Raw genomic sequence first — 22,634 nt, 5'->3', positions numbered from 1 at the left:
TGACCAGCATTGAGAAACCTGCGCGGCGTGACGTTCGAATCTGGTATCGCGTCGGGCCGTAGCAAACTTGCTAGCGGACATTCGGGGCTGCCGGGCGATCGTCTCAAATTGGCCGAACGCGGCCGACGGCGGACGCACCAGATCGACCCCAGTCGGCCCTAGCAGCTCGCTCGCTGGTCGTCCGTTACCCGATGTGGAGCGACCACGCGTACGGGCGAGCCGAACACCGTATTCAACGAGCGGCACGGCACGGTCACTTCAAGGGCGAGAGGAAGCATTCCTGAATTCCATCCGTGGGGCGGAGGGCGGGTGTCCCGCCGCCAGGCTCGACAACTTACGGAGTTCAATCGTCCTGCTCTTCAGCCATTTCTGCCGCCACATGAAGTCCTTTGTCCATGGCGGCATCTTCTGTCGCGTAAGTGATTCCCGGTTCGTGCCGCACTTCTTTGATTGCGTCTCCAGTATGGTCAATATGGACAATCTCAAAAGTGTAGGAGCCTTCAGCCAGTCGGATCGGTTCAATACGGTAGGTGTGTTTGCCCTTGCTAATCGTTCTTGTCGGCACCGATTTTTCTCCTTTGCGTTATCTTTCACCGCCACCGATATTCCACGTCGGTGGCTTCTGAACTGTCGCTAATGGCAGGTGAGCCCGCTGCCGGTCCGCCGGCTGACAGTTCCGCCTCAATTTTCCGAAACAAAGCGTTTGCACAGTCGTGCAAGGACCGTGCCGCGAGAGGGGCTGCGCACTCGCCTTTGACGTGAGCGTTGTCGGCCGCTCGCTGCGCATATGATTTCAATGGGGCTAGGCTCCAGCGCGGTGGGAATACGGAGTTCCGGGGCCGCTATTGGACTTTGGTCCGATTTGTCTCACCCGCCTGGCCGAGTAGGGTGAAAACTCCGTCGACGTCTGGACGGCGACATATCCGCAATATCCCCAGGAGTTCATCATGAAATTTCTTGTGGTTGCCACTTCGGCCATTTTCGTTGCAGTGCTTTCAAACCCGTCCGTTTGGGCTCAAGGCAATTCCGCAACCAGTGTGCCGGCGGCTGCAGAGCATCCCGACGAGATCGTGAGGATGCACCAACAGGTGGGAGCCGCCAATCGTGTCTATAACAAGCACGTAGCCGCTGCACAAAAAGTTTTCGATGAGAAAAAGGCAGCAGCCAAAAAAGAGCGTGATGCTGCCATAGCGGCAGCACATCAGGGTGTGGGCCAATAGAACGACGACGTTCCCGGCACCTCAATGGTTCCTTCCGCAGCAACAACCACGCTACCAAGCTATTTGAGCCCACGGAGGAGGTTACGCTCCCTGCCAGGCAAGTGCGGTCACCGACATAGATAGATCAGGCCGTTTGGCCCGCCGTTGATCGCGATCGGGCAGCCGCCTGTCGGTATGTCGTCGTACGGGATTGCACGGCTTGCCTGCAAGTCTCGGCGAAATGTGCCGACCAGCGGCCCGCAGCGCCCGACCCGCTTTTGCCATTCGACGGAGCATCATTTGAACGACTGCATCCGCGTGCGGACGCGACTTTCGAACGACGTCGTGAGAGCGTGGATCAACGTCCCTAGTTTGGCCGAGTCCGACCAACAGATGAAACGACACGCCCGGTCATCGTTGCGCGGGCCGGGACTATCGCAAGCCGACCCATTTCCGGCCGTCGGCGTTGCCCCCAGGCTACGGGCGGCTTTGAGGGGCGAACGGCTATCCGCGACGCGGGGCCGATAACCGGTGCTTGCTCAGATTTTGACGAGTCTCACTGCTCCCGTGCATTGACGTTCGTCGCGTTGTTCGATAACTTGATCCAATTGCGACAAACGGGGCAGAATTGTTTGGCGCAAGTTATTAAACAATGACAGAAATTGAAATCGGGCTGAATGGTCCGCACTATCGAGTGCCGCTACCGCGTCATCGGCAGTAACGATCGTTGTTCATTTCGAAAGCGAACTCAAGTTTCGCCGAGTACGGCATGAACATGCCTGACCTCGTCGCAGAGTGTGCATTGACAGAAGTTTCCCCGTGGCACAGCCGACCGCCACACAGGAGCGGGCCTTGGATCAACTCGGTCATTTTCTCGTCGTAGCTTTACTTCGCGCGCTCTCAATACTTCCATACCCATTGGTCGCGAGGCTCGGCAGCGCGCTCGGCGCGGCGCTGTATACGCTTCCCAGCCGCCGCAAACATATAGTCCTTGTCAACCTGCGCCTCTGCTTTCCGGAAAAGTCGGTACGTGAGCACGATGAGCTTGCGAGGGACCACTTCCGGCATGTCATCCGCAGCTATCTCGAACGAGGCGTTCAATGGTTCGGTAGCGCGCAAAGGATAAGAAATCTCGTCCAGATTGAAAGCGCGATTGATCTCGAAGACAGGAATGCTCCGCCTACCATCTTTTTGGGGTTTCATTTCGTGGGCATCGAAATCGGGTGCATCCTTTACTCGCTGAAAATGCCTGCCGCTTCCTTGTACACACACATGTCGAACACGCGTCTTTGCGACCTCGCCAAACGGCAGCGCGGCCGATTCGGCGCCGAGATGGTCGAACGCTCGACAAGCGCCAAAAAGATCGTGAAACTCCTTCGGCAGGGCAAGCCGGTCATGCTTGCTGCGGACATGGACCATGGCATCGAAAATTCTGTTTTTGTGCCTTTTTTCAGCGTCCCTGCGTGCACTCTGACTTCTGTCTCGCGACTTGCAAGAATGGGGGGCGCGCGCGTTGTGCCGTTCGTCACGGAAGTACTGCCGGATTTCAAAGGGTATCGGATGACCGTCTTTGCGCCGCTCAGCGATTTCCCATCGAACAGCGACACGAATGATGCACGTTGCATGAATGCGTTTCTCGAGACCCAGGTACTCAAATTCCCAGCCCAGTACTACTGGGTGCATCGACGCTTCAAACATCGTCCAACGGGCATGCCTGCAGTATATTGACGGTGCAATGGGCCCCCTCGTTTTTACGTTGTCGGCAAGCTTTCGAAACCCGCAAACAAAACCGATGCGAACGGCTGTGCCGTCCGACGACGCGTCGGGCATGGTCCGCGCACGAAGGTCCGTTGCCTGGGCAGAGCGGCCGCTTGAATGGCCGCCTGTGTGCTAGACCGAACGTCGGCACTTGGCCGAGAGTACGCATTCACGGCAACCGCCAGTATGCGGTCGTTGAAGTTTTCAGCGCGCTCTATAGAACGTTCATCGAACTGGCGCTATCGGCCATTTCCGGACCCACGGATCAGACTCGGAGACGTCTGCTCTTCAAGGTACAAGAGACAATCGGTTTTCAGCATCCCCCGGAAGTGGTGTCGTCGGGCAGTTGCGGTTCGTAGGCGCATTGGGCACGCGTGGCATTGCATTGCGCACCAGGATTATTGATGGAGCGGCTGAAGCGTCGATCTGCTTTCGTTAAGCCAGACGATAAGTTCATTGACCCGCATGGCCTTCGCAAACAACCAGCCCTGTCCATACTGGACGCCTCTCTGCACCAGATATTCGATCTGGGCATCGCGCTCGACGCCTTCCGCCACGATTTCCACCCCCAGTTCGTGTGCCATCTCGATGATATGAGGCGCGACGACGCTGGATGCTGCGTCCTGTGCAATGGTGTCGATAAATGACTTGTCGATTTTCAGGACATCGATCGTAAAGGTTTGCAGATACGACAGGCTGGAATACCCGGTTCCAAAATCATCGATATAGACAGGGTGGCCAGCGTCCCTGAATGCAGCTATTGTTTGCCGCGTTGCTTCGGCATCCATGAAGCTTCGCTCTGTTGCTTCGATTCTGACCTGAGCAGGTCGAATGCCCGTCTCCTGCAACCGGGCCGTAAGGACGTTCAGGAAACGGCGCGTCCGCAAATCCTCGCTGCTCACGTTGATTGAGACGTAGAACGAAGGACGCGAGCGCAAGAACTTCGATAGCTCGTCAAGCGTCTTGTCCAGTACGAGGTCCGTCAACTGCCGAATAAGGCCGTTTTGCTCCGCGACCGCGACAAAGATTTCCGGCGAGATGTGGCGTCCGTTCAGGTTCCACCTGACGAGCGCTTCTACGCCAACGCATTCGCCGCTCATGAGGCGGACGATCGGCTGGAAAACCACATCGAGTTTCTTGCGTGCTATAGCCCATTCGAGCGTCGCCGGGAAGGAGAGTTGCCGAGAGATTCGCCTGAACGCAAGCCAACCAAGCCCACCTCCGACAACGACACCAATCGAAAGCCACATCACGAGCAAACCAGGCCAGTGACCCACGAGGCTACTGCGCGGAGACTTGACTACCACCCCGAGGGGCCGGCTTGACGAACGGGCGACAGCGTAGTGCCACTGTTCATTGTTCATGTGCCCAGACACCTTCCATGCATTGAGCATGTCGTCGGCGTCCGCACCAGGTGACGACGCAAGGATTGTGTCTGTCTCCACATTGATCGCTGCGACCGGTCTCCCGGCGGGGTCGATAATATCGACGTAGGACTGTGGGTCGATCGAGACGTAATTTCCATGGCGGCCAATCTGAATATCCTGGCGCTCGTCGCTGAGGGGATTCTTCTGCCTGTACCAGAGCAGATAGCCGTCCTTGCTCTGCCAATCGGGCGGGGGCATCGTCAGATGCTGCGCCCGAACGTCGCCTGAAAGCGGTGAGCACTGATATTGTCCGCCACCGTAAGCACCAGCGTCCTGCACGTACCGGTAATTGAAAACCACGCGGGCGAACTGTGCAACCTGGGCGGGAGAGCAGAGACCGCCGGGGAGCGCCTCCATGTCGGCAATAGCGGCGAATGCCTGGTAGGTGACAAGCTCGACACGCATCACAGCTTTCGCGGCGAACTGCTGCAGATCTTCCTGCTCGCGACGTTCTGCATCCTCGTCGGCGATATAGATGCTGGTCAGTACGGGGGCAACTGTAACTATCCAGCCCAGTGCGATGGAAGCAGAAATAAGCGACAGCCGCTTGATCATCTCGCAAGTCTCATCGTGAATGACCGTAAGGGAGGCTTCGCGCGCCAGGTGCGGCATGCTCAGGGGCGAACGCGTGGAATTACGATGTCAGCATGAAGGATAGTATCTGGAGCTATTTTTTCAATGCGTCTGATTTATGCGCCTTCTATCCGCTCCAGGGCGAATGCGAACGGCCGATCTTCGACGGGCAGCAGGCGTTTATCGATTAGTCGCCTGAGTCCGCGTCGGGCCGGCTTATGCCTTTTGCATCGCGCGCGTGGCCTAGTTGGACGTCGCGCTCGGTCGTGGGACGCTGACCGGCCAATGTGAAACGCTCGGCTGCATCACGTGAATGGCCGTTCCGACTAATCCCTCCCACAAATCGCAGCCTCTGCCGTGCTATCGTCACATCGGCGTACAAGTTTAACGCGCCCGCCATCGTCTCATCCGCCCGCGCCGTTGCCGGATCGGTCGCAATGGCGTTCGACCCGAATGGCGACTTCTTCCGGCAAAAGGTCGTCCCTAATTTGCGCATAATATATGTACGCCGACTGGACCTTAAACCACCGTTTTACGCTGGGGAGATGCCTGATGCGACTTGCTGACTTCATCTTGCAAAACATGGAGCCGATTCTTGCACAATGGCAGGCGTTCGCCGCTACCCTCCTGCCGGCGGCGGAAAACATGGGGGCGTCGGGGTTGCGTGACCACGCGGAGCAGATCCTACACGCCGTGGCAAAGGACTTACGGACTTCACAAACCAAAGAAGCCCAACGCGAAAAGTCGTTGGGGCGAGATCCCGGACTAACCGATGCGACCGAAACGGCTGCGCAAACGCATGCGTTGCTGAGGGCACGTGCTGGTTTCAATATCAAGCAGCTCGCCGCCGAATATCGCGCGCTGCGAGCAAGCGTGCTTCGCTTGTGGCTGGACGATTGTGAGCCCGAAGCGCCTGATCTGGACGACGTCATTCGCTTCAATGAAGCGATCGATCAGGCATTCGCTGAATCGGTCACCTTCTTCAGTACGCAGATGGATCAGAACCGCAACCTCCTGCTTGGCATGCTGGGCCACGACTTGCGCAACCCGCTACAGGCGATCCAGGCAACTGCGTCGTATCTGGCCGCACTCAATGCTGGGGAACGGATATCCGGGGCCGCCGCTCGTCTGATTCGAAGCGGAGCCCGGATGCAGGCGTTGCTTGATGATCTGACTGATTTCAACCGTACCAAACTGGGCTTGGGCATCAATGTGAAGCCCACAAATATCGATCTGGCGGAGGTGCTTGCCGACGAATTGGACGGGTTGCGTGCAATTCACCCTGACCGGCAAATTGACTTGCACGTGAATGGTGATTCGCAGGGGCTCTGGGACGGGCAGCGTCTGCAGCAATTGCTTGGAAATCTGGTAACTAATGCCATCAAGTATGGGGCGCAGAGCACTCCCGTAAGCGTAACGGTGATCGGCGGCATAACACATGTCCGTATCGAAGTCAGCAATTGCGGGCCTGCCATCAACGGCGCAATGCTGGCATGCATGTTCGACCCCCTCACCCGCGAGACCAGCCGACAAGCTGCAACCGAGGAGGCGGGTAGCCTGGGATTGGGTCTGTATATCGCGAGCGAAATCGCCAAAGCCCATCACGGTACGATTGAAGCGCGGTCCGATGAGACGGAGACCTTGTTTTCAGTATCGCTTCCGCGTGCCGACGAATCCCTCTTGACACCCCGTCGCAAGGGAGCAGAGTGACGGCTTCAGCGTCGGTCGTCCCAGACAGATGCATCGTGGAAACCAGTCGTTCACATGTCGAAGCCCAATGACGCCTTGGGGTCGGGAGCGTGAGTTCGCTGATGCAGGAAGCTGCCGCCCGGCCGCTCGATGCCGCCACCGTCGGCAATCCGTCCCACTGCCGACGTAGGACCCCACCCGACTGATATCCGCGTTGCGACACGCTTCCGCTCAGGAGACTGCAGCGGCCTGACATTATTCGCGGCGACGGGTCGTTTGAAGAGAGCAGGGCATTAGAAAAGCATTGACAGCCCCTCTCCTGCGCTATATTGTGAACCTCGAAATATTCAAGAAGCTCGATTGCTGATCACCATTTTCCGCCCTGTCTGCGCGGTACTCGCTGTCCTCTCTTCTTCCTTGAAGTTTTTGTCGCTCCGCACCGGAGCTGTTATTTTTATTTCAGGGAATTTTGATGGATACCGGTACTGTCAAGTGGTTCAACGATAGCAAAGGCTTTGGCTTCATTACTCCTGACGCGGGCGGCGACGATCTCTTCGCTCACTTCTCGGAAGTTCGCGGCGACGGCTTCAAGACGCTCGCAGAAAACCAGAAGGTGAGCTACGAGACAAAGCGCGGCCCGAAGGGTATGCAGGCCGCGAATATCTCGCCGCAGTAACGTATTAACGTATTTCAAGGGCCGGTCTACCGGCCCTTTGCCTGTCAGCCTGACTAGCATCCTCGCGGAACCATGCGCTCCCGATCTGATCGCCGGGTTTCCGCCTGCGCATCATTTGTCCTTCCGACACGATCCGTCTCGCCCATTTTCTGGATTTATTTCGCCTGTACGACACGATGTCGTGCGGTCGGTTATCGCTTATGCAAAATAATAAAGATATTCACCAGTACAACGGTTACTCAGTCTCGCCGTCCGCTCATCGCCTACCTGATGGCTGGTTTGCTGCGAATCTGCTGCTCACAAGAGGTGACGCCCGCAGTGTTGAGCCGGCCTCCTACCAGTTTGATGCGCTCGACTATTTCGATAGCGAAACACAGGCGGTGGGACACGCCACCGCATGGGCGCGCGGCCGGGTCGACAGCCGCGGTTAGGCCGGCTGATTCACCTCGGAGCGGAGTGTCAGCATGCTGGACATGGCCTGAAGCACATGCGCGGCCATGCGTTGCGCTCCACGGTTTTCTCGTAATTCGCAGCACGAGGAGCAGAGATGGCTTTATTGGTCATGCAGGTCGCAGTGAGCGGGGAACTGGTGGAAGTGTTCGAGATGCCGGTTGATGATGTCGACGGACACCGGATGCTCGCTGCCGCAAATGAGGATGAGCGCGCGATTCATCGCGCCGGCCAGATCCTCGAAGACGGTGAGGTCTGGATCGATCTGATTGACGGGGACGGCGAGACGCTGTTTGATCAGTTGGCATGTTTTCACCGGGCAGATGCCGCCGACGCGCTGCAGCTTCATTTCGACATGAATGCCGATGTCGTTAAAGACTGTCTTTCAAAGTCAAATGTTACCTCGCTGTATGCCAGGCATCGCGTAGCTGCGCAGGCATACTTCCGCAAGATTGATCGCCTCGTCGACTGCTCCGCAGTGAACTCCAGACAAAGCAATCGCCGGCGGGTCGGTGACGCGAGCGTCATGGATCTCGTGACCGAGCTTCGCAGGCGGCTGGATGGTGTGGACACCCTGCTCGCGCTAAGCGAGCTGCCGACGCGCGTCCAGGACGCGGCCGTGCAACTGAAGGAAGCTGCGAAGTCCTATGCGACCGCTGTTCAGGGCCTGTAAAGCGCGATTGGGGAGCAGTTGCGATCGAAACCAGCGTGGGCGTCATGACGGGGTCTTGTCACGGCCTGCGCGGATGGCTTCTGTCTGGCGACATTTATGCCGCCCCTTTCACACTGCACCTCGCCGCCTCTAATAGGTGAGAGAAGCGCTGGCAAAATACTTCACAGGAAGGCCTTATGGACGAACGGAAACGTGACAGCATGATTGCGTATCTGCGGCACCGCATGAATGACTTTGGCATCAGCCCGGATGACCTCGCGGCCTTCCTGGCGACTGAGCGTGCGGGCTCGGATAGGGGGCGCTACCGTAGCGCGGGGGGTGAAACCTGGAGCGGTGAAGGTGAGGTGCCTCAATGGCTCAAACAGGCCATGAGCGCAGGACAATCCATCGGGCACTTTGAACTTCCGTGGGGGGCGCTCGCACAACCGGCAACGCAGACCGATGCGGACTGGAAAAACGACCCCTTCGCCGGCAGCCCCCTCGCGCGGTCGAGCCAGCGCTAGGCAGTAGCCTGCGCCTTCTGGTTTGGCCTGGATAGCCGCTGATCGAACAGTTGCCGTCGAATGATCCGGTACGGGCGCCGTTCAGAATCATCACGCCAGCACTGCCATGAATCTACAATATCATCAACGTCAGGCGCCGAGACAGCGACGGGGATCAGCGTGACTGGAAACCGTTACGTAGTCGGTACGTAGCCGTTACATAGGTTCATCCGCCCGCGATCGGCGGGCGGCGCCGTTCCCTGATCGGGACCTTGCCAAAGCGGTCTACACACTGTCGCTTCGGCGGCGCAATCAATCTGGAAGGAGTCCCACATGGTCGAAGTCGTCCCGCTTCCGCTTGTTCTCACAGGCATTCCCGAACTGGACTTTGTCCTGCGCGGGGGGCTACCAAAATACCGCCTTCACCTGATCGAAGGGGCGCCGGGAACCGGCAAGACGACCATTGCCCTACGCTTCCTGATTGACGGTGTGCGCAATCAGGAGAGCTGCCTGTACGTGACCTTTTCTGAAAGCACCGATGAACTCGTGAGCGCAGCGCGCACGCATGGCTGGGACGTCGGTGGGATCGACTTCTTTGAACTTGTTCCGGATGAAGCGCAGGCGGCGCAGCAACAGACCGTGCTGCTTCCGGCGGAGATCGAGCTCGACAAAACCGTGCAACGCATTATCGCCCGCATCGAAGCGACGCATCCCGATCGCATCGTCATCGACAGCGTGTCGGAGTTGCGGCTTCTCGCGCACGACCCGTTCATCTACCGCCGCCAGTTGTCGTCGCTGAAGCGTTTCCTGCAAGGCCGCTGCATCACAACCATCCTGCTCGATGATTTGCGTTTTAACGACGACGGCGAGCTACAGAGCCTGGTGCACGGCGTTATCTCGCTGAGCAGTTCCGAACGCGACTACGGGGCCGGAAGGCGTAGACTTCGCATCGCCAAAATGCGCGGTACCAATCTCATGAGCGGCTGGCACGATTATGCGCTTGTGACCGGCGAAGTGCTGGTATTTCCGAGCCTGATCGCAAACGACCATACCAGTGACGTGCGTGGTGCACCGCTGCGCAGTGGCTCACCGGGCCTTGATGAGATTCTTGGGAGCGGTCTGGACCGGGGCACAACAACGATGCTGATAGGGCCGTCGGGAGCCGGAAAGTCCTCGCTCGCGCTGTCGTACGCACTGGCTGGCGCAAGAAATGGCGAGCATGCGGCCTATTTCTCCTTTGACGAGGCCTACGAAATCTTCGTGCGCCGCGGGCAGAGTCTTGGACTCGATCCGCAACCGGCGCTTGCGAGCGGCCAGCTTGCCTGGCAACGCATGAATCCATCACGCATCTCGCCGGGCGAATTCGTCTGGGCGGTGCGACGGGAGGTGGAGGACAAAAACGCCCGCGTGGTGGTGATTGACAGCATCAACTCTTACCTGAGCACGATGCCCGAGGAGCGCTCGCTTATTGCCCAGCTGCACGAACTGCTGACTTACCTGAACCGCCGTGGCGTCGTTACCCTCCTCCTTCTCGCGCAGCAAGGCGTCCTCGGTGACGTTGAGAACCCCGTTGACCTGAGCTTTCTGAGCGACACCGTATTGCTGCTGAGGTTCTTTGAAGCGGCGGGCCAGCTGCGGCGCGCGGTGACTGTCATCAAGCGCAGGACGGGTGCGCACGACACCGCGATTCACGAATTCCGGCTGTCCGGGCACGGCGTCGAAATCGGGCGGCCCCTGCGCGATCTGCACGGAATCTTCTCGGGCGTGCCTACCTACTCCGGGTCGCCGGACAACCTGATTGACGATTCATCCGTCGCGTAGCCCAGTCAGCATAGGCGGATGACTTTTGTTAGAGCCGCGTCGCGGACGACCGGCTCTGACGATTGCCTCGATGCGCAACCGCTCGACCGACCACAACCGGTGGACTTGCCGGAGGCAGCGGATCAACGACGGCCGCTGTCGTCGTTCAGGCATGGGAAGGTGTCCTACCCAATTTCGGCCGGAGTGATTCATCCCAGCCGAAGCAACTGATTCACATAGCATCTGATCTCGCGAGACCGCCCGCTCGCTATGGCTGCTTTTGAGCGCGTGGTGGTGACATTCGCCGGAACTGCCTGGAGGACCGCATCAGGTCGGCTCCCGCCCGTCGCCATCGGACCGTGGTCGGACCCGAGCGGACGATTGATGTCGGACGACAAACGTCCACTGTTACTGTGATTGCGGCCCGTCAACACGCCTTTGTTGACCTCGCTTCCCATACGGACCGGGTCGACGACGAACTGCCACACCGGCCCCACCCCGAACAACCAGCGGTGCCCCCGAAGCGGACGCACGGTGTACCCCTTTGCGCAAAGGTGATTTCGATTCCCGGCACTTCTGAGGCTAATGACCCGCGCCTATAGTCAGATCAGCTTTCGGACGCCAACCCCAACTTCATGGGGGAACCCGCACGAAGCTCCCCTAACCTGAAGGAGCAGATCATGTTGACCAAGACGTCCCCGGCGCTTCTCGCCGAACCCGCTGCCGCGACCCTGGACGCGCAATACTTCGAGTACACGTCGTCCGCCAATCCGATCGGTGCGAAGCTCATCTCGCGCGTGCCTTTCCGCAGTTTCCCGCCTTCGCTGTACGCAGAAGGCGCCACTCGAGTCGTGCCGCTCGACCTCTCCGCGGAGTTGGGTTGCCCCAGCCCCGCGACCGGCCCCGGCTTGAGCGCCAATTTTCTGCGCATCAACGCAGGCGATGCATTGACGCTTGCCCCGAACGCGACCTCGCAGGTCTGCTATGTCATTAGCGGGACCGGCAGCGTGACGCAGGCCGAAACGAGCTTCCCGTTCGCGCAGGGCGATTTCTTCACGCTGCCGGGCGGCGATGCTGCAGTGCTGTCCGCCGACGCGACGGCCACGCTCTATTACGTCAACGACGCGCCGCTGCTCACCTATCTCGGCACGACGGGCGTCCGCGCGCGATTTGCGCCGACGCTCTATCCGGCCGCCCAGGCGAAGGCGGAATTGCGCAAGGTCTCGGAAGAAGCCAATGCGGGCCGCCGCAACCGCATCAGCGTGCTGATGGGCAACGCCAATTTCCCGCAGACGCGAACCGTCACGCATGTGTTGTGGGCCATGTTCGGCATTGTGCCGCCCAATTCTATGCAGAAGCCGCACCGCCACCAGTCGATTGCACTAGACTTCATCGCCGGGGGCAACCCAGGCGTCTATACGCTGGTCGGTACCGAACTGGATGAGAACGGCAACATCGCGAATCCGACCCGCGTGGACTGGGAAACCGGGATGACGTTTGTTACGCCGCCGGGATACTGGCATGCGCACTTCAACGAAACGAACGAAAACGCCTATGTGATCCCGATTCAGGATGCTGGCCTGCAGACTTGGCTGCGCACGCTCGACATCCGCTTCGCCCATTAAGGCCGAAGCTCCGTCGCGAGTCCGTCGTCCCAGTACGGCGGCTCGCCAATCGCCTCGGCATAGAAATCCACAAACGCTCGCACCTTCGACGATACGATTTTCTTCGGTGGGTAGACCGCCCAGACCGCTGGTTCGGCTCGCCCCGTGCGCGCCTCCCATTCAGGCAGCGCGTGCTGAAGGCGCCCTTCGCGCAGAGCCGTAGACGCGAGCCAGGTCGGCAGGAGAGCAAGGCCGCAGCCGGCTACAGCGAGTTCCAGCACGGCTTCGGAGTCGTCCGCGCGCAAGCGCCCTTGCAATTCCACCAGCACCTGCTCCGGCGACACCTGTGCATCGGCGACGCGGATGAAAAACCATTTGTCGTCGGGCAGCAGGGACAAGCGAAGCGCATCGTGTGCGGCCAGATCTTCAGGCAAACGAGGCATCCCGCTCCGCTCGAAATACGCCGGGCTGCCGCAGACAACGCGACGGTGCGGCGCAATGCGTTTGGCCATCAACGACGAATCGGGTAGCACGCCGATACGGATCGCCACGTCGATGCCTGCTTCGATCATGTTGAGCGTTTCATCGGTCGACACGATATCGAGGTCGACGGAAGGATAGCGCGTCATGAACGCCGGCAGATGCGGCACGATATGCCGGCGTCCGAATGCCGACGGCATCGTGACGCGCAGCACGCCTTGCGGGGTGCGATTCAGTGACGACGTAACCTCGCGCGCGTCATCGAGTGCCTGCAGGGCGACGATGGCGTGCTCACGAAATAGCCTGCCGCCCTCCGTCAGGACGAGCCCCCGCGTCGACCGGTTAAACAGGGCAATGCCCAGATCCTTTTCCAGCTCACTCACGTAACGCGAGATGGTCGAGGTCTTGACTGCCATCTCATGGGCCGTCTTGCTGAAGCTCTGTAGTTCCGCTGCGCAAACGAACGCCCGTACCGCGGCAAAATAATCCATGACATTCCTGACGCGAATCGAGCGTTCTGCAAGGAGCTTCACGAAGTGAAGACCAGAAACCGCGAAACGCTCTGTCCGCGGGACTTCGGTGCATATGCGCGAACCGGACAATCCGGATTTTGCTTAGACGGGTAGTCTACTGGCACCGAGCTGCTAACGTGAAGAGGAGCCGATCGCAGAGTCAAAGCCATAGCGATGAAATGCGAAAGTCCGCTTCACGGGAACGTTCGGCCGTTGGTTACAGGTCCGCGAGTGTCGCGTGTTGGCCGACACCGGAAGCCTGCCTTCTGAACGCGGCGGCGCTCAACGCTTAACTCGGCGCCTGTTCGTAACAGTTACGTTTGGTTACATTTGGCGCCAAATGCCACCCGGGATAATGGCGAGTGTCCGGTCGCTGTCTCGCCCGTGCCGAAGTCGACGAGTCCTGACACCAAGTTCGAACACGATGTGCATCCGTGCCGCGGCCCGCTATCGCTTTCGGAGATCTTCACGCGGCGGTGCGCGCGACGCGCAGTGCCTGCAGCATAAGGGCTATGCCGTGCGCACGATCTCGAACCATGGCCGACACGACCGCAATCCGTACCGCGACGAATGTCCGAAGTAAGTCGCCATGAAGCGCCGGCCATGCATGCCCGGCCTGTGTTGAGCGAACCTGAGTCGTCAAAAACCCTTTATGTCATGCAGCCCTCGAGCCTGATCTGTTCGAGGCCCTTCCGGTACGAACACGATCGTATTCGCTGACAGACAAAGCGGTAACAAACTGTAACCCGGGTGTATCTCTCTCGACGGCCGACGCGACGGGCGAACTCATCATTTCGCCCGAACCATCACGCTGTCGCTTTCGTGTGTCCATTGCGATGAGCCGGACACTGCGGATAATCGAACGTGACCAAAGCAACACGGAGTCGAGCAAAAATGGATCAGGTAATGCGCATGAAGGAAGTGGTGAAGAAAATTGGGCTTTGCCGTGCCACCATCTACGCGATGATCGGCCGCGGCGAATTCCCGCGCCCCATCCGCATTGGAGAACGCGCAACCGGGTGGCGCGAGTCCGAGCTGGAGGCCTGGCTCGCAAATCGTTCGGCCGCCAGGGAGCGATCGACGCGGGCCCTGTCGCAGAGCCGCTGATTTGCGGCGCGGTGGCATCATGACGATCCAGCAGCCAGCATCGTTCCCCGGCAGCCTGCCGAGCCACACCGGCAGGCGTAGCACAGTCTCGTCCCTTCGTCCGGCGTTCGTCCACCTCGAGTCTGTAGTCGAGGAAAAGCTCTTTGCCAGGCGCAATTGCGCTCGAGGCGTGGATGAAAACGCGGTACTCAAGCTCGATTGCTTCGCAGTTGGCGTTGCATGAGTGATTCAGCCAGCGCGCGCTGTTTCCCAGGAGCCCGCCGTCGATGACGCGCCCGTCGGACAACCCAAAGAAAAACGTATGGCCAAAGGTGCCGCGCTTCTCGTACTGCCTGAGAGCCGTTCTCCAGCCGATCCGCTCGCCTTTGTATTCGAATACCCTCTCGCCCACTTCCAGCCTTCGCAATGCGAATACCCCCCGCCCGTGCACGGACGAGCGCCTAACCACCACACGTCGCTGCATGACCTGCCTGCCCTCCTTTCTGAGTGGCCGAAGTATCGGAGGGCAAATTGTGACCTATGCGTATTTCTTGAAGTACTTGGCCATGTTCCATATTCCGACCACGATCATCATCGAGACCGGCCAGAACAGAAGGAGGATCGGTAGACGTATCGGCGCCAGAAGCCAAACGATTGCAGTCAACGGGACGACGCCGAACGTCAACAAGTGCTTCGCGTGGTGATAACGCGTCGCCGACTCATGTCCGCCCTGCGAGCGTCTCACGTGCCGCGCAACCAGACCGTCGGCGAGGGCAACCGCAATCGCGAGCACGAACTGCGGGACCGTCATCATGAGCATTGCGATGCGAACCCCGAAGAGCTTAACGCCGTACATCGCCACAACGAGCGCCTCGCGCGTCGCGCCGGAAAATGCCGGCCGCAGGAATGAACCCAGAGCTTGTGATGTCAGGACGCCTGCCTCCGATGCCCGCGCTGACGCATCAATGCCAGTCCAGCCGAACCAGCACCAGTACGCGGAGTCTGCCGCCCGCTCAGCCAGTCCGGGATCGGTTGTTTCGTTCAGGTAGTAACGCAAGAGCTCCTGCATCCCGCTCAGCGGATCATCGCGCCACAATGAGTGCGCCGCTGCGAGATCGGCCAGCACCGCGAGAATGCTCGCGAGTAGCAGCCAGAGTGCCGCGTGGATCGCCAGATCGACGACCCAGAAAAATGACTTCACTCCGTCCGCATTGCCATCGCGCGTCTTGGCGGCCATGATCGCTCCTATATCGTCAGAATCCGGCGCCCTTGCCTTCAACAGCCCACGGTTCGGACACCGATACCGCGTCGTTGGCACCCATCTCTACCGGCATGAAGCTGCCCACCGCGCCACCGATGCCGTCGGGTGACACGCCGCCGGCGTCATCAAATGGCGACACGGCCTGAACGTAGGACGCATAGCGGGACCGCATGTCCGCCACCACATCGTCCAGCCCAGGCAGCATGATTGGGTCGTGCGCGTCGAGCAGCGGCAGCCGGACCTTCACGAGTTGGCCGCCCTCAATGAGCGCAAACGCTTGGCCCTTGGGCAACTGCGTCAGGTCGGACGCCTGCAGCATCGGCACCTGTCGCACCGAAATCTGGTCGTGTGTCTGGGCCGTGAAATGCACGCCCTCGCCGCGCCGTACTGCGTCCGTCGCCGATGAGGCGAGCGTGAGCGATTTCACATCGATCATCGGAAGCTGGTCGGTCAGGATCTTCGCGGTCGTCACGTACTTCACGCGCAGCATCACGAGCGTGTTGAAATTCCCGAAGATCTGCTCGGCCTTCGCGCGTGAACCAATCTTTGCCTCAAGGTCGGCGCTCGTCTGCGTGTAGGCGGTGACCTGGTAACCCGCGCCCCCCGCCTTGTTGACCATCGGCACGAATTCGTCGCCGACCAGTTCGTTGAACTCGTCGGCATGGATTGAGACGCGGCGTCGACCGCCGCCAGTGCTCTGCCCATAACCGTGCCCATATTTGTAGATGCGGCCCGCGGTCGACGTCAGATCGGCGAACATTGCGTTGCCGACCACACCAGCCACCTCGAAGTCCGACAAAGCATCGAGGCCGACATACACAATGCCGCCGCGGTCCATCACTCGGTTCCAGTCGAACACAGGACGCGGATCATGAGGGTCGCCGTAATCGGGCGATAGGAGTTCCGATGTCCGGCCTGTGGTGAGCTTTTCCAGGAGCGGATAGAGCGACGATACCAGCTTGTCGAAATACGAGCGCTCGTTGCTGATCACCGACAGCAGCCCATTGGCGATCGGATCGGTCCAGCCCTGCTGCCGGATCAGGTTCGCGACCTGCAAGACTTCCTGGTTGCGTTGCAGCCGCATCGCCTGCTTCGCCTCTTCCTTATCCAGCGGCTCCAGCCCCTCCTCCCAACCCGGATGGTTGCGATCGAGCCAGAAGCGGAAGTACCGTAACGCGAGCCCATCGATGTTCACCGCGTTCTGATAGATCATCTCGTAGGTTGGACGGATACCGAGCGCACTCATCGCCCGCGCCATCACGTTCACGAAGCGCCAGACAAAGTCGCGAAATGCAGCGGACTGGCCCTCCTTCGGCAGGTTGCCGGCAATGCGCGTCGCCACCTCGGTAATCCGCGAATAGGTGCCAATTGGACTGTAGCGGGCCGACCTGTCGGGATAGCCCAAGTGGAAGAACGTAAATTCCGCTTCCCGCCCGCAGCGCTTTGCCTCGGCGTACATGCGCAGCAGCAGATCGACGTCGCCCTTCGGATCGAACACGATCACGATGTCGCCACGACGGATGTCCTGAGCAACCAGTACCTCACAGAGCCGGGTCTTGCCCACGCGCGTCGTGCCAAGCACCGCCATGTGCCCGACACGCTCTCCGAGATCGAACCAGACATCGCTCTCTTCCGGTTCGACGCCATGTAGTGCAGGATCGCCGCCGACCGGGGGCAACGGGGCGACGGGATTCCACCATGCCTCCCGGCGTGTAGTGCGCGCGAGCCGGCTGTTCGGATGGCGCCGCTCGTGATCTCGCGCTTCGTCGTATAGCTGATTGCGGGCGAGTAGCCGCCGGTTTTCGGGAAGACGTGCCTGATACAACCGCTGCGTGTGAACGGCACTCCATCGAAAACCCCGTCCGAGAAATACCTCCTTGCTGGAGCACGGGATAACGCCGGCAGGGATCACATACTGCGGTAGGCGTCGGAGATTGCGCTGGAAACGGATCAGCCGCCATGCCTGTCGCCCGCGAACGCAGGCCAGTGACAGGAGCGCAAGGGTCGTGACGCCACCCGTGGCGGGCGTGATAAGGAAGAGCGCCGCGTGTGACCAAAGGATGCCGGTCGCTGCGAGCGCAGCCACGGAGGACAGCAATTCGACGGGCCTGCGAAAGAAATTCTCGACCGGATACGCCATCGCTGTTGTCCCGATGCCCCGATTACACCTCAGACGACTGAGGCAAATCCGCCTCTTCCGTTGCGACCGTCTTCTGCTTCGACTGGATCATCGCGTTCGGCGGTGGCACGGGATTGAAGAACCGCTCCGGCTCGGCAACGAGCATCACAGATAGCTGCCGACCGCCGGCTCCCTTGATGGTGTAGTGGAGCAGATAGGACCGGCCTGCGCCGCCGGCATCGGCTGTCACCGGATAGCCGGATTTCTGGAAATCGCGCTGGACCTGCTTCCACGGCTCCGGGGTCCGTCCATCTTCGGTGGGCGTCTGCTCGATCGCGTCGGGATGCGCCTGCGCGAAATCCCGGAAGATCGCCGGCGTCACAAGCAGCATGCCTTCCGGCACAAAATGCACACGGGCCATCGATTCGTTGTACGGCAACCCGCCCGTAGCAACTCCCTCCTGCACCCAGGCCATGAATCGTTCCGCATTCGGCCGCAGCTGCCGGGCACCCGCCCGAGCGGCAATGGATCGCGACGGAACCCGCCCCTTCTCGCGCGGGCGAACCGGCGCACTCACCTGATCCGGTATGGATGCATCGTCGTTGCCCTTGCCGTGCGCCACGACCGCTTCGTCATTGAGCACGGCAGCGCTCTCTGCGTCCGGCAGATACGCCGGCTCGCCGTCGTTCATGGACGAAGCACCGGCATCAGAAGCGGCCCGCCCCTGCGACGCAGGCGAGTCATCGTCCGCTTTATGTCGATCCCGTCGATCCGGTTCTTCGCGCGCTGTTGACGCCGCGGCGTCTGGCGCGTCGACGCTTTGATCTACCGCCGTCGTCACCGGGTCCCCGACCGGGGACGGCCCTTCCCGGTGACGCTCTGTGCGCGCGTCCAATACACCGTCATCAGCGCGGTCGACACATTCAGCCGCCGGGGTCCGCTCGGCGCCCACTTCGATGGTCTGAACCGAGCCCGCAGGCAGCGCGCGCGGATAGTGAGCAGATTCGGCGTAGAGCCGATCAAGCGGAAAACGCAGAACCGTGAAGGTTTGCTTCCATGCGCCTATCGCGACTGCGATCGTCCAGATGGCACCGCCTTCCGGCGTAGGCACAAGCGCACCGTATTCCTGCCAGGTGTCGAAGAGCCGGTTATTGTCCGCCGGAATCCCTGCCGCGCCGCTCTGTTGCTGCTCATGCGAAGCGAGGTAAGCCCGGACGGCCTCGGCCAGCGTTTTCGCCACGCACCAGAGCGATTCGCCGTCGCAATAGCCGGTGGCTCCCGCACGGTTGAGCGGCATACCGCCCTCGGCCAGAAGCCGTCGCAGCCCCTCCATCAGCCGCTCGATCAGCGGCACCGCGCGCGCCGAGGCAAAACGCGTACGGGGACCGGCCAGCAAGTTTTCCGCGACCGAGCGGCGATCCGCGTCACCCACGATCTTCGCGAGCGCGCTGTCTTTCGAGCTGGCCTCTCCGGACAGGTATGCAGCCAGTTCCTGCAGCACGGGCGGATACTGGGCCAGCCAGCTCAACGACGCCGGTGGCACGAGGCGCTGCAGCAGCACGATGGCGAGACGGGAATGGGCACCGTAGTCGCGCTCTCCGGGCGCTGGGAAATCCACGCAATACCACGCGCCACCCTGCTCGTTCATGCTGCCTGCCATCGGCACCCAGGGACGGACGTCATGTCCGGTGGCCAGTTCGACTTTCAGGTCCGAGAGCGGCTTGCCGATGTCGTGCAGCAGCGCCGCGACCAGAACCGCATAACTGCACCGCGCTCCATGCTGCATCTGGTCTTCGGGACTCGCCCCGAGCGGCAGCCGGTACCCTTCATGGAAATGCAGCGCATAGCGCGCCGCCTCGAGCAGATGGATCAGCAGGCCGCCCGGTTGCGCGTGATGATGCGACTCGGACGCGGGCAGGAGCTGCACAAATTCCGCGAGCCGCTGCAGCAATGGGTCGAGGTCACGCTGCTCGCTCTCAGGCGACAGGCCGAGACTGCTGGCGATACGCCGGACTGTCCCCTCCACACCGGTTCGCTGAATCAGCTCACGGTATCCCAGTACCGGCAGATACTTTGGCGAAGGCGGCACGCTGTGCCTGGCAGGCGGCGCGGGCGGCGCAGCCGGTGGCACCGCCCGCGCCGCCTGCTCCATCGACGATCGTGGCAACTTCAACCAGTTAAGGGCATTGGCAAAAGCCATGTGGGGTTTCCAGCAGAACGGGAGAATGGGACTGACCTCGTCATGAGGCGCGCGACTCAACGCGTCGCATGGTTCAACCGTACGCACTTGCCCGGACCGCCTGCCGCAAATGGCTGCACGAGAACGTGCCGCGCCGCGCAGTCATGCTGCTGGACAGATGGCCCCGATTACGCGTCGCCGCCTGTCCTTTCCCAGCCTTCTGCGGCAAAGGCCGTGGCGTTTTGTCCGTTGCTGCAGCTCCCCCTTTTTTGCCCTTCGCCGTTTGCGCCTTTGAGCGGGTGATGCGACTCATCCCAGCTTCACCCGCGGCCTTTGGATTGGGCCCTTCCCTTTGAGCCGTCCTTTGATTCCCTTGCCATTGCAGCCTTCTGCGGACGCCTTTGGATTGCGCCGGACGGGTGACCCCACGCGAAACGGCCCGATATGCGGCCCCCGAAAAACCTGCTCGCCCAACTGCGAATACGGGCAGGCATCCGGCCCAGTCGCGCGTCTTCGCTACCTACAGTGAACCCGTCGGTCCTCCCCCTGGGCCGACGCGCGCTGTTGGCCTGCCGGAGTGCTCCCCGCGCCTGGCAGGTCCTTTTTCCCTGATGGCTGGCGCGGCCAGGTCGTGGTCACCGGATCATGGCCACGAACAGACGAGGTCAAGGTGAAGCGTGCAGGGATCGTTCTTGCTAGTGCTGCGCTCTGTGGCCCGGCCGCGACGGCCCGGGCCGACTGCATCGACGACGCCGCGCGGTTTCATCACGTGAACGCACGGCTCGTGCGCGCGATTGCCACCATCGAATCCGGGCAGCGCGCGAATGTCGTCCACCTGAACGCAGACGGCACGACCGACATCGGCCTCATGCAGATCAACAGCCGGTGGCTCGCTACGCTCTCGCGCTTCGGGATCTCGCGTGTGGCCCTCCATGACCGCTGCACCAACGCCTACGTCGGCGCGTGGGTCCTGTCGCAGAACCTCCGCCATCTCGGCCTCACGTGGGATGCCGTGGGCGCCTATAACGCCGGCACACACGTGAAGCGCATTGCTTACGCGCGCCGCGTCTATCGCGCACTCAACACGGCCCCGCCCCTGCCGTCCGCGCCGGCCACTCCGCTCGCGGTGCAGGACCCGGGGCTGATCGCGAAGCTGTTCCGGCCGATCAGGTGGGACGCGACATGGGGAGCTGGACGATGAGCCGGCTCACGTACGAATACGCGCTCGAAGTACTGAACGACTACCTCGGCCCGCTTCAACCGATGCTCGCCGATCCGGACGTGCAGGAGATCATGATCAACCGCGCCGATGCGATCTTCGTTGAGCGCAACGGGAAAGTATCCTACGTCCCCGGCTGCGACCTGGATCCGGATGCGCTGGATCGCGCCATCACGATTCTCGCGAACGTGAATGCCAAGGAGCAGACGCCGCTGCTGGATGCCCGATTGCCGGGTCTGCGCATTGCCGCCGCCCGGCATCCTGTGGCCGTCCATGGCGACATGATGTCGATCCGCAAGCACACGCGCCGCCGCATCGGACTCGCCGACTACGAGCACAGCGGGGCATTCGACGTGCTGCCAGGTACGAAGTCGCCCGCCGCGCGCCGCCGGAATGCCGCGCTACTGGGCCGTCTCGCATCGGGCGGCGCCGCGCTGCGCGAGTTCTTTGAATGGGTTATGCGCGAGCGGATCAACGTCGCGTTCTCCGGTGGCACCTCATCCGGCAAGACCACGATGCTCAACGCGATGATCGATGCGATGCCACAGGAAGACCGCGTTATCACGATCGAGGACACGGCCGAACTGCAGGTGCACGCGCCCAATCACGTCGCGTTCGAGACCAATCTTGGCATCACCATACGCGACCTTGTGCGCTTTTCGCTGCGCGTGCGCCCTGACCGCATCATCGTCGGCGAGGTCCGTGGCGCCGAAGCCTTCGACCTGATCGAAGCACTCAACACCGGGCACCCCGGCTCGATCGTCTCGTTCCATGCCGACTCATCCGACACCGCCCCCGCGCGGCTGGAGTCGCTCATCCGCATGAGCGACGAAGGGCGGCTCCTGTCGATTGACGACCTACGCCAGAAGATCGCCTCCACATTCCGGTTCTTCGTGCATGCAGAACGCCAGGGCGCGATGCGCGGCCCGGTCGAAATCCGCGAGGTGCTCTGTGCCGGGGACGGCCGCTATCAGACCCGGTGCCTCTTTTCCCGCTTCGCCTCCCACGAGGAGCTGGCCCATGCATGATTCACGTCAACGGGGCCGGTGGCTCCGCGCCGCGCGTCTCTTCATCACCGCGCTTCGCAACCGTTGTGCGGATCTGCGCGACGTGTGGCGAACCGTTGTGACCCGTCATCACAGTGCACTGCGCCTGTTCTTCGCGGCCTTCTGGCTCGTATTAGTTCCGACCATCGCGCACGCGGGCATCTGGAACGGCGGGCTGTGCACCGTCTACCAGGACGTGCTCGATAACGAGCTGCTCGAGGTCGTGTCGCTCTCGGCGCTCGTCGGCTCGATCGTGCTGTGGCTGCTCGACGATGGTCGCAGCAACATCAAGACGCATGTGCTACGCGGCGTGCTCGGCACGCTCGCAATCCTGAACATGCCGCTGCTGTGGGCGCAGGTGTTCAACCACGGCGCTGCCTGCACGGGCACCATTTGAAGAG

19 protein-coding genes and 1 pseudogene are annotated in these 22,634 nt (G+C 61.0%); 13 read left to right on the top strand and 7 right to left on the bottom strand.

Annotated features, from left to right (window positions below):
- Positions 1–343: 343 nt before the first annotated feature.
- The gene (locus tag B0G73_RS12255) at positions 344–565 is read right to left on the bottom strand and encodes a hypothetical protein (protein WP_106281018.1); all 222 of its coding nucleotides are present in this window, start codon (positions 563–565) and stop codon (positions 344–346) included.
- 382 nt (positions 566–947) lie between these two features.
- Here B0G73_RS12255 and B0G73_RS12250 point away from each other — a divergent pair, with 382 nt between their 5' ends.
- Both B0G73_RS12250 and B0G73_RS12245 read left to right on the top strand, forming a co-directional pair.
- Positions 948–1,220: a hypothetical protein gene (locus tag B0G73_RS12250; RefSeq protein WP_106281017.1), complete on the top strand. Its 273-nt coding sequence runs from the start codon at positions 948–950 to the stop codon at positions 1,218–1,220.
- 831 nt (positions 1,221–2,051) lie between these two features.
- Positions 2,052–2,927: a lipid A biosynthesis lauroyl acyltransferase gene (locus tag B0G73_RS12245; RefSeq protein ID WP_106281015.1), complete on the top strand. Its 876-nt coding sequence runs from the start codon at positions 2,052–2,054 to the stop codon at positions 2,925–2,927.
- Positions 2,928–3,355: 428 nt separating this feature from the next.
- On the opposite strand, the gene B0G73_RS12240 is transcribed toward B0G73_RS12245, so the two are convergent.
- Entirely contained in the window at positions 3,356–4,939 is a 1,584-nt protein-coding gene (locus B0G73_RS12240; protein ID WP_106281407.1) for an EAL domain-containing protein, read from the bottom strand.
- Between the two features lie 570 nt (positions 4,940–5,509).
- Here B0G73_RS12240 and B0G73_RS12230 point away from each other — a divergent pair.
- The 7 genes from B0G73_RS12230 to B0G73_RS12200 all read left to right on the top strand — a co-directional run bounded on the left by B0G73_RS12230 (position 5,510) and on the right by B0G73_RS12200 (position 12,352).
- Complete coding sequence (locus B0G73_RS12230; protein ID WP_106281405.1) at positions 5,510–6,667, top strand: sensor histidine kinase; 1,158 nt, start codon at positions 5,510–5,512, stop codon at positions 6,665–6,667.
- A gap of 451 nt (positions 6,668–7,118) precedes the next feature.
- Positions 7,119–7,322: a cold-shock protein gene (locus tag B0G73_RS12225; RefSeq protein ID WP_025527573.1), complete on the top strand. Its 204-nt coding sequence runs from the start codon at positions 7,119–7,121 to the stop codon at positions 7,320–7,322.
- Between the two features lie 200 nt (positions 7,323–7,522).
- On the top strand, positions 7,523–7,753 hold the full coding sequence (locus B0G73_RS12220; RefSeq protein ID WP_106281012.1) for a hypothetical protein: 231 nt from the start codon (positions 7,523–7,525) through the stop codon (positions 7,751–7,753).
- A gap of 116 nt (positions 7,754–7,869) precedes the next feature.
- Entirely contained in the window at positions 7,870–8,445 is a 576-nt protein-coding gene (locus B0G73_RS12215) for a hypothetical protein (RefSeq protein WP_106281010.1), read from the top strand.
- Positions 8,446–8,621: 176 nt separating this feature from the next.
- The gene (locus B0G73_RS12210; protein WP_106281008.1) at positions 8,622–8,948 is read left to right on the top strand and encodes an H-NS histone family protein; all 327 of its coding nucleotides are present in this window, start codon (positions 8,622–8,624) and stop codon (positions 8,946–8,948) included.
- A gap of 312 nt (positions 8,949–9,260) precedes the next feature.
- On the top strand, positions 9,261–10,748 hold the full coding sequence (locus B0G73_RS12205; protein ID WP_106281006.1) for an ATPase domain-containing protein: 1,488 nt from the start codon (positions 9,261–9,263) through the stop codon (positions 10,746–10,748).
- 659 nt (positions 10,749–11,407) lie between these two features.
- On the top strand, positions 11,408–12,352 hold the full coding sequence (locus tag B0G73_RS12200; RefSeq protein WP_106281004.1) for a cupin domain-containing protein: 945 nt from the start codon (positions 11,408–11,410) through the stop codon (positions 12,350–12,352).
- Here B0G73_RS12200 and B0G73_RS12195 read toward each other — a convergent pair.
- Positions 12,349–13,302, bottom strand: coding sequence for a LysR family transcriptional regulator (locus B0G73_RS12195; protein ID WP_106281002.1), 954 nt, complete (start codon positions 13,300–13,302; stop codon positions 12,349–12,351). The two genes, B0G73_RS12200 and B0G73_RS12195, sit on opposite strands and share 4 nt — an antisense overlap.
- A gap of 915 nt (positions 13,303–14,217) precedes the next feature.
- Here B0G73_RS12195 and B0G73_RS12190 point away from each other — a divergent pair.
- On the top strand, positions 14,218–14,430 hold the full coding sequence (locus B0G73_RS12190) for an AlpA family transcriptional regulator (protein ID WP_106281001.1): 213 nt from the start codon (positions 14,218–14,220) through the stop codon (positions 14,428–14,430).
- A 17-nt stretch (positions 14,431–14,447) separates the two neighbouring features.
- On the opposite strand, the pseudogene B0G73_RS12185 reads toward B0G73_RS12190, so the two are convergent.
- From B0G73_RS12185 to mobH, 4 genes and pseudogenes are all read right to left on the bottom strand, one after another.
- Positions 14,448–14,893, bottom strand: a pseudogene (locus B0G73_RS12185) (SET domain-containing protein).
- A gap of 54 nt (positions 14,894–14,947) precedes the next feature.
- Entirely contained in the window at positions 14,948–15,646 is a 699-nt protein-coding gene (locus B0G73_RS12180; RefSeq protein ID WP_106280999.1) for a DUF4400 domain-containing protein, read from the bottom strand.
- A 16-nt stretch (positions 15,647–15,662) separates the two neighbouring features.
- A complete protein-coding gene (traD, locus tag B0G73_RS12175; protein WP_106280997.1) occupies positions 15,663–17,810 on the bottom strand; it encodes a type IV conjugative transfer system coupling protein TraD in 2,148 nt (715 codons plus the stop codon).
- Positions 17,811–17,832: 22 nt separating this feature from the next.
- Positions 17,833–19,989, bottom strand: a complete 2,157-nt coding sequence (gene mobH / locus B0G73_RS12170) for a MobH family relaxase (protein ID WP_106280995.1) — start codon at positions 19,987–19,989, stop codon at positions 17,833–17,835.
- 649 nt (positions 19,990–20,638) lie between these two features.
- On the opposite strand from mobH, the gene B0G73_RS12165 reads away from it, so the two are divergent.
- From B0G73_RS12165 to B0G73_RS12155, 3 genes are read left to right on the top strand one after another with little or no spacing between them, the layout of a single operon-like run.
- The gene (locus B0G73_RS12165) at positions 20,639–21,169 is read left to right on the top strand and encodes a lytic transglycosylase domain-containing protein (RefSeq protein ID WP_106280993.1); all 531 of its coding nucleotides are present in this window, start codon (positions 20,639–20,641) and stop codon (positions 21,167–21,169) included.
- On the top strand, positions 21,166–22,215 hold the full coding sequence (locus B0G73_RS12160) for a CpaF family protein (protein WP_106281403.1): 1,050 nt from the start codon (positions 21,166–21,168) through the stop codon (positions 22,213–22,215). The genes B0G73_RS12165 and B0G73_RS12160 overlap by 4 nt, the downstream gene beginning before the upstream one ends.
- Positions 22,208–22,630, top strand: coding sequence for a hypothetical protein (locus B0G73_RS12155; protein ID WP_106280992.1), 423 nt, complete (start codon positions 22,208–22,210; stop codon positions 22,628–22,630). The genes B0G73_RS12160 and B0G73_RS12155 overlap by 8 nt, the downstream gene beginning before the upstream one ends.
- Positions 22,631–22,634 lie beyond the last annotated feature (4 nt).

The organism is Paraburkholderia sp. BL25I1N1 (genome assembly GCF_003002025.1).
Classification (GTDB): domain Bacteria; phylum Pseudomonadota; class Gammaproteobacteria; order Burkholderiales; family Burkholderiaceae; genus Paraburkholderia.
Note: the sequence above shows the minus strand (reverse complement) of the source record. Positions and strands in the feature narration are given on the sequence as shown.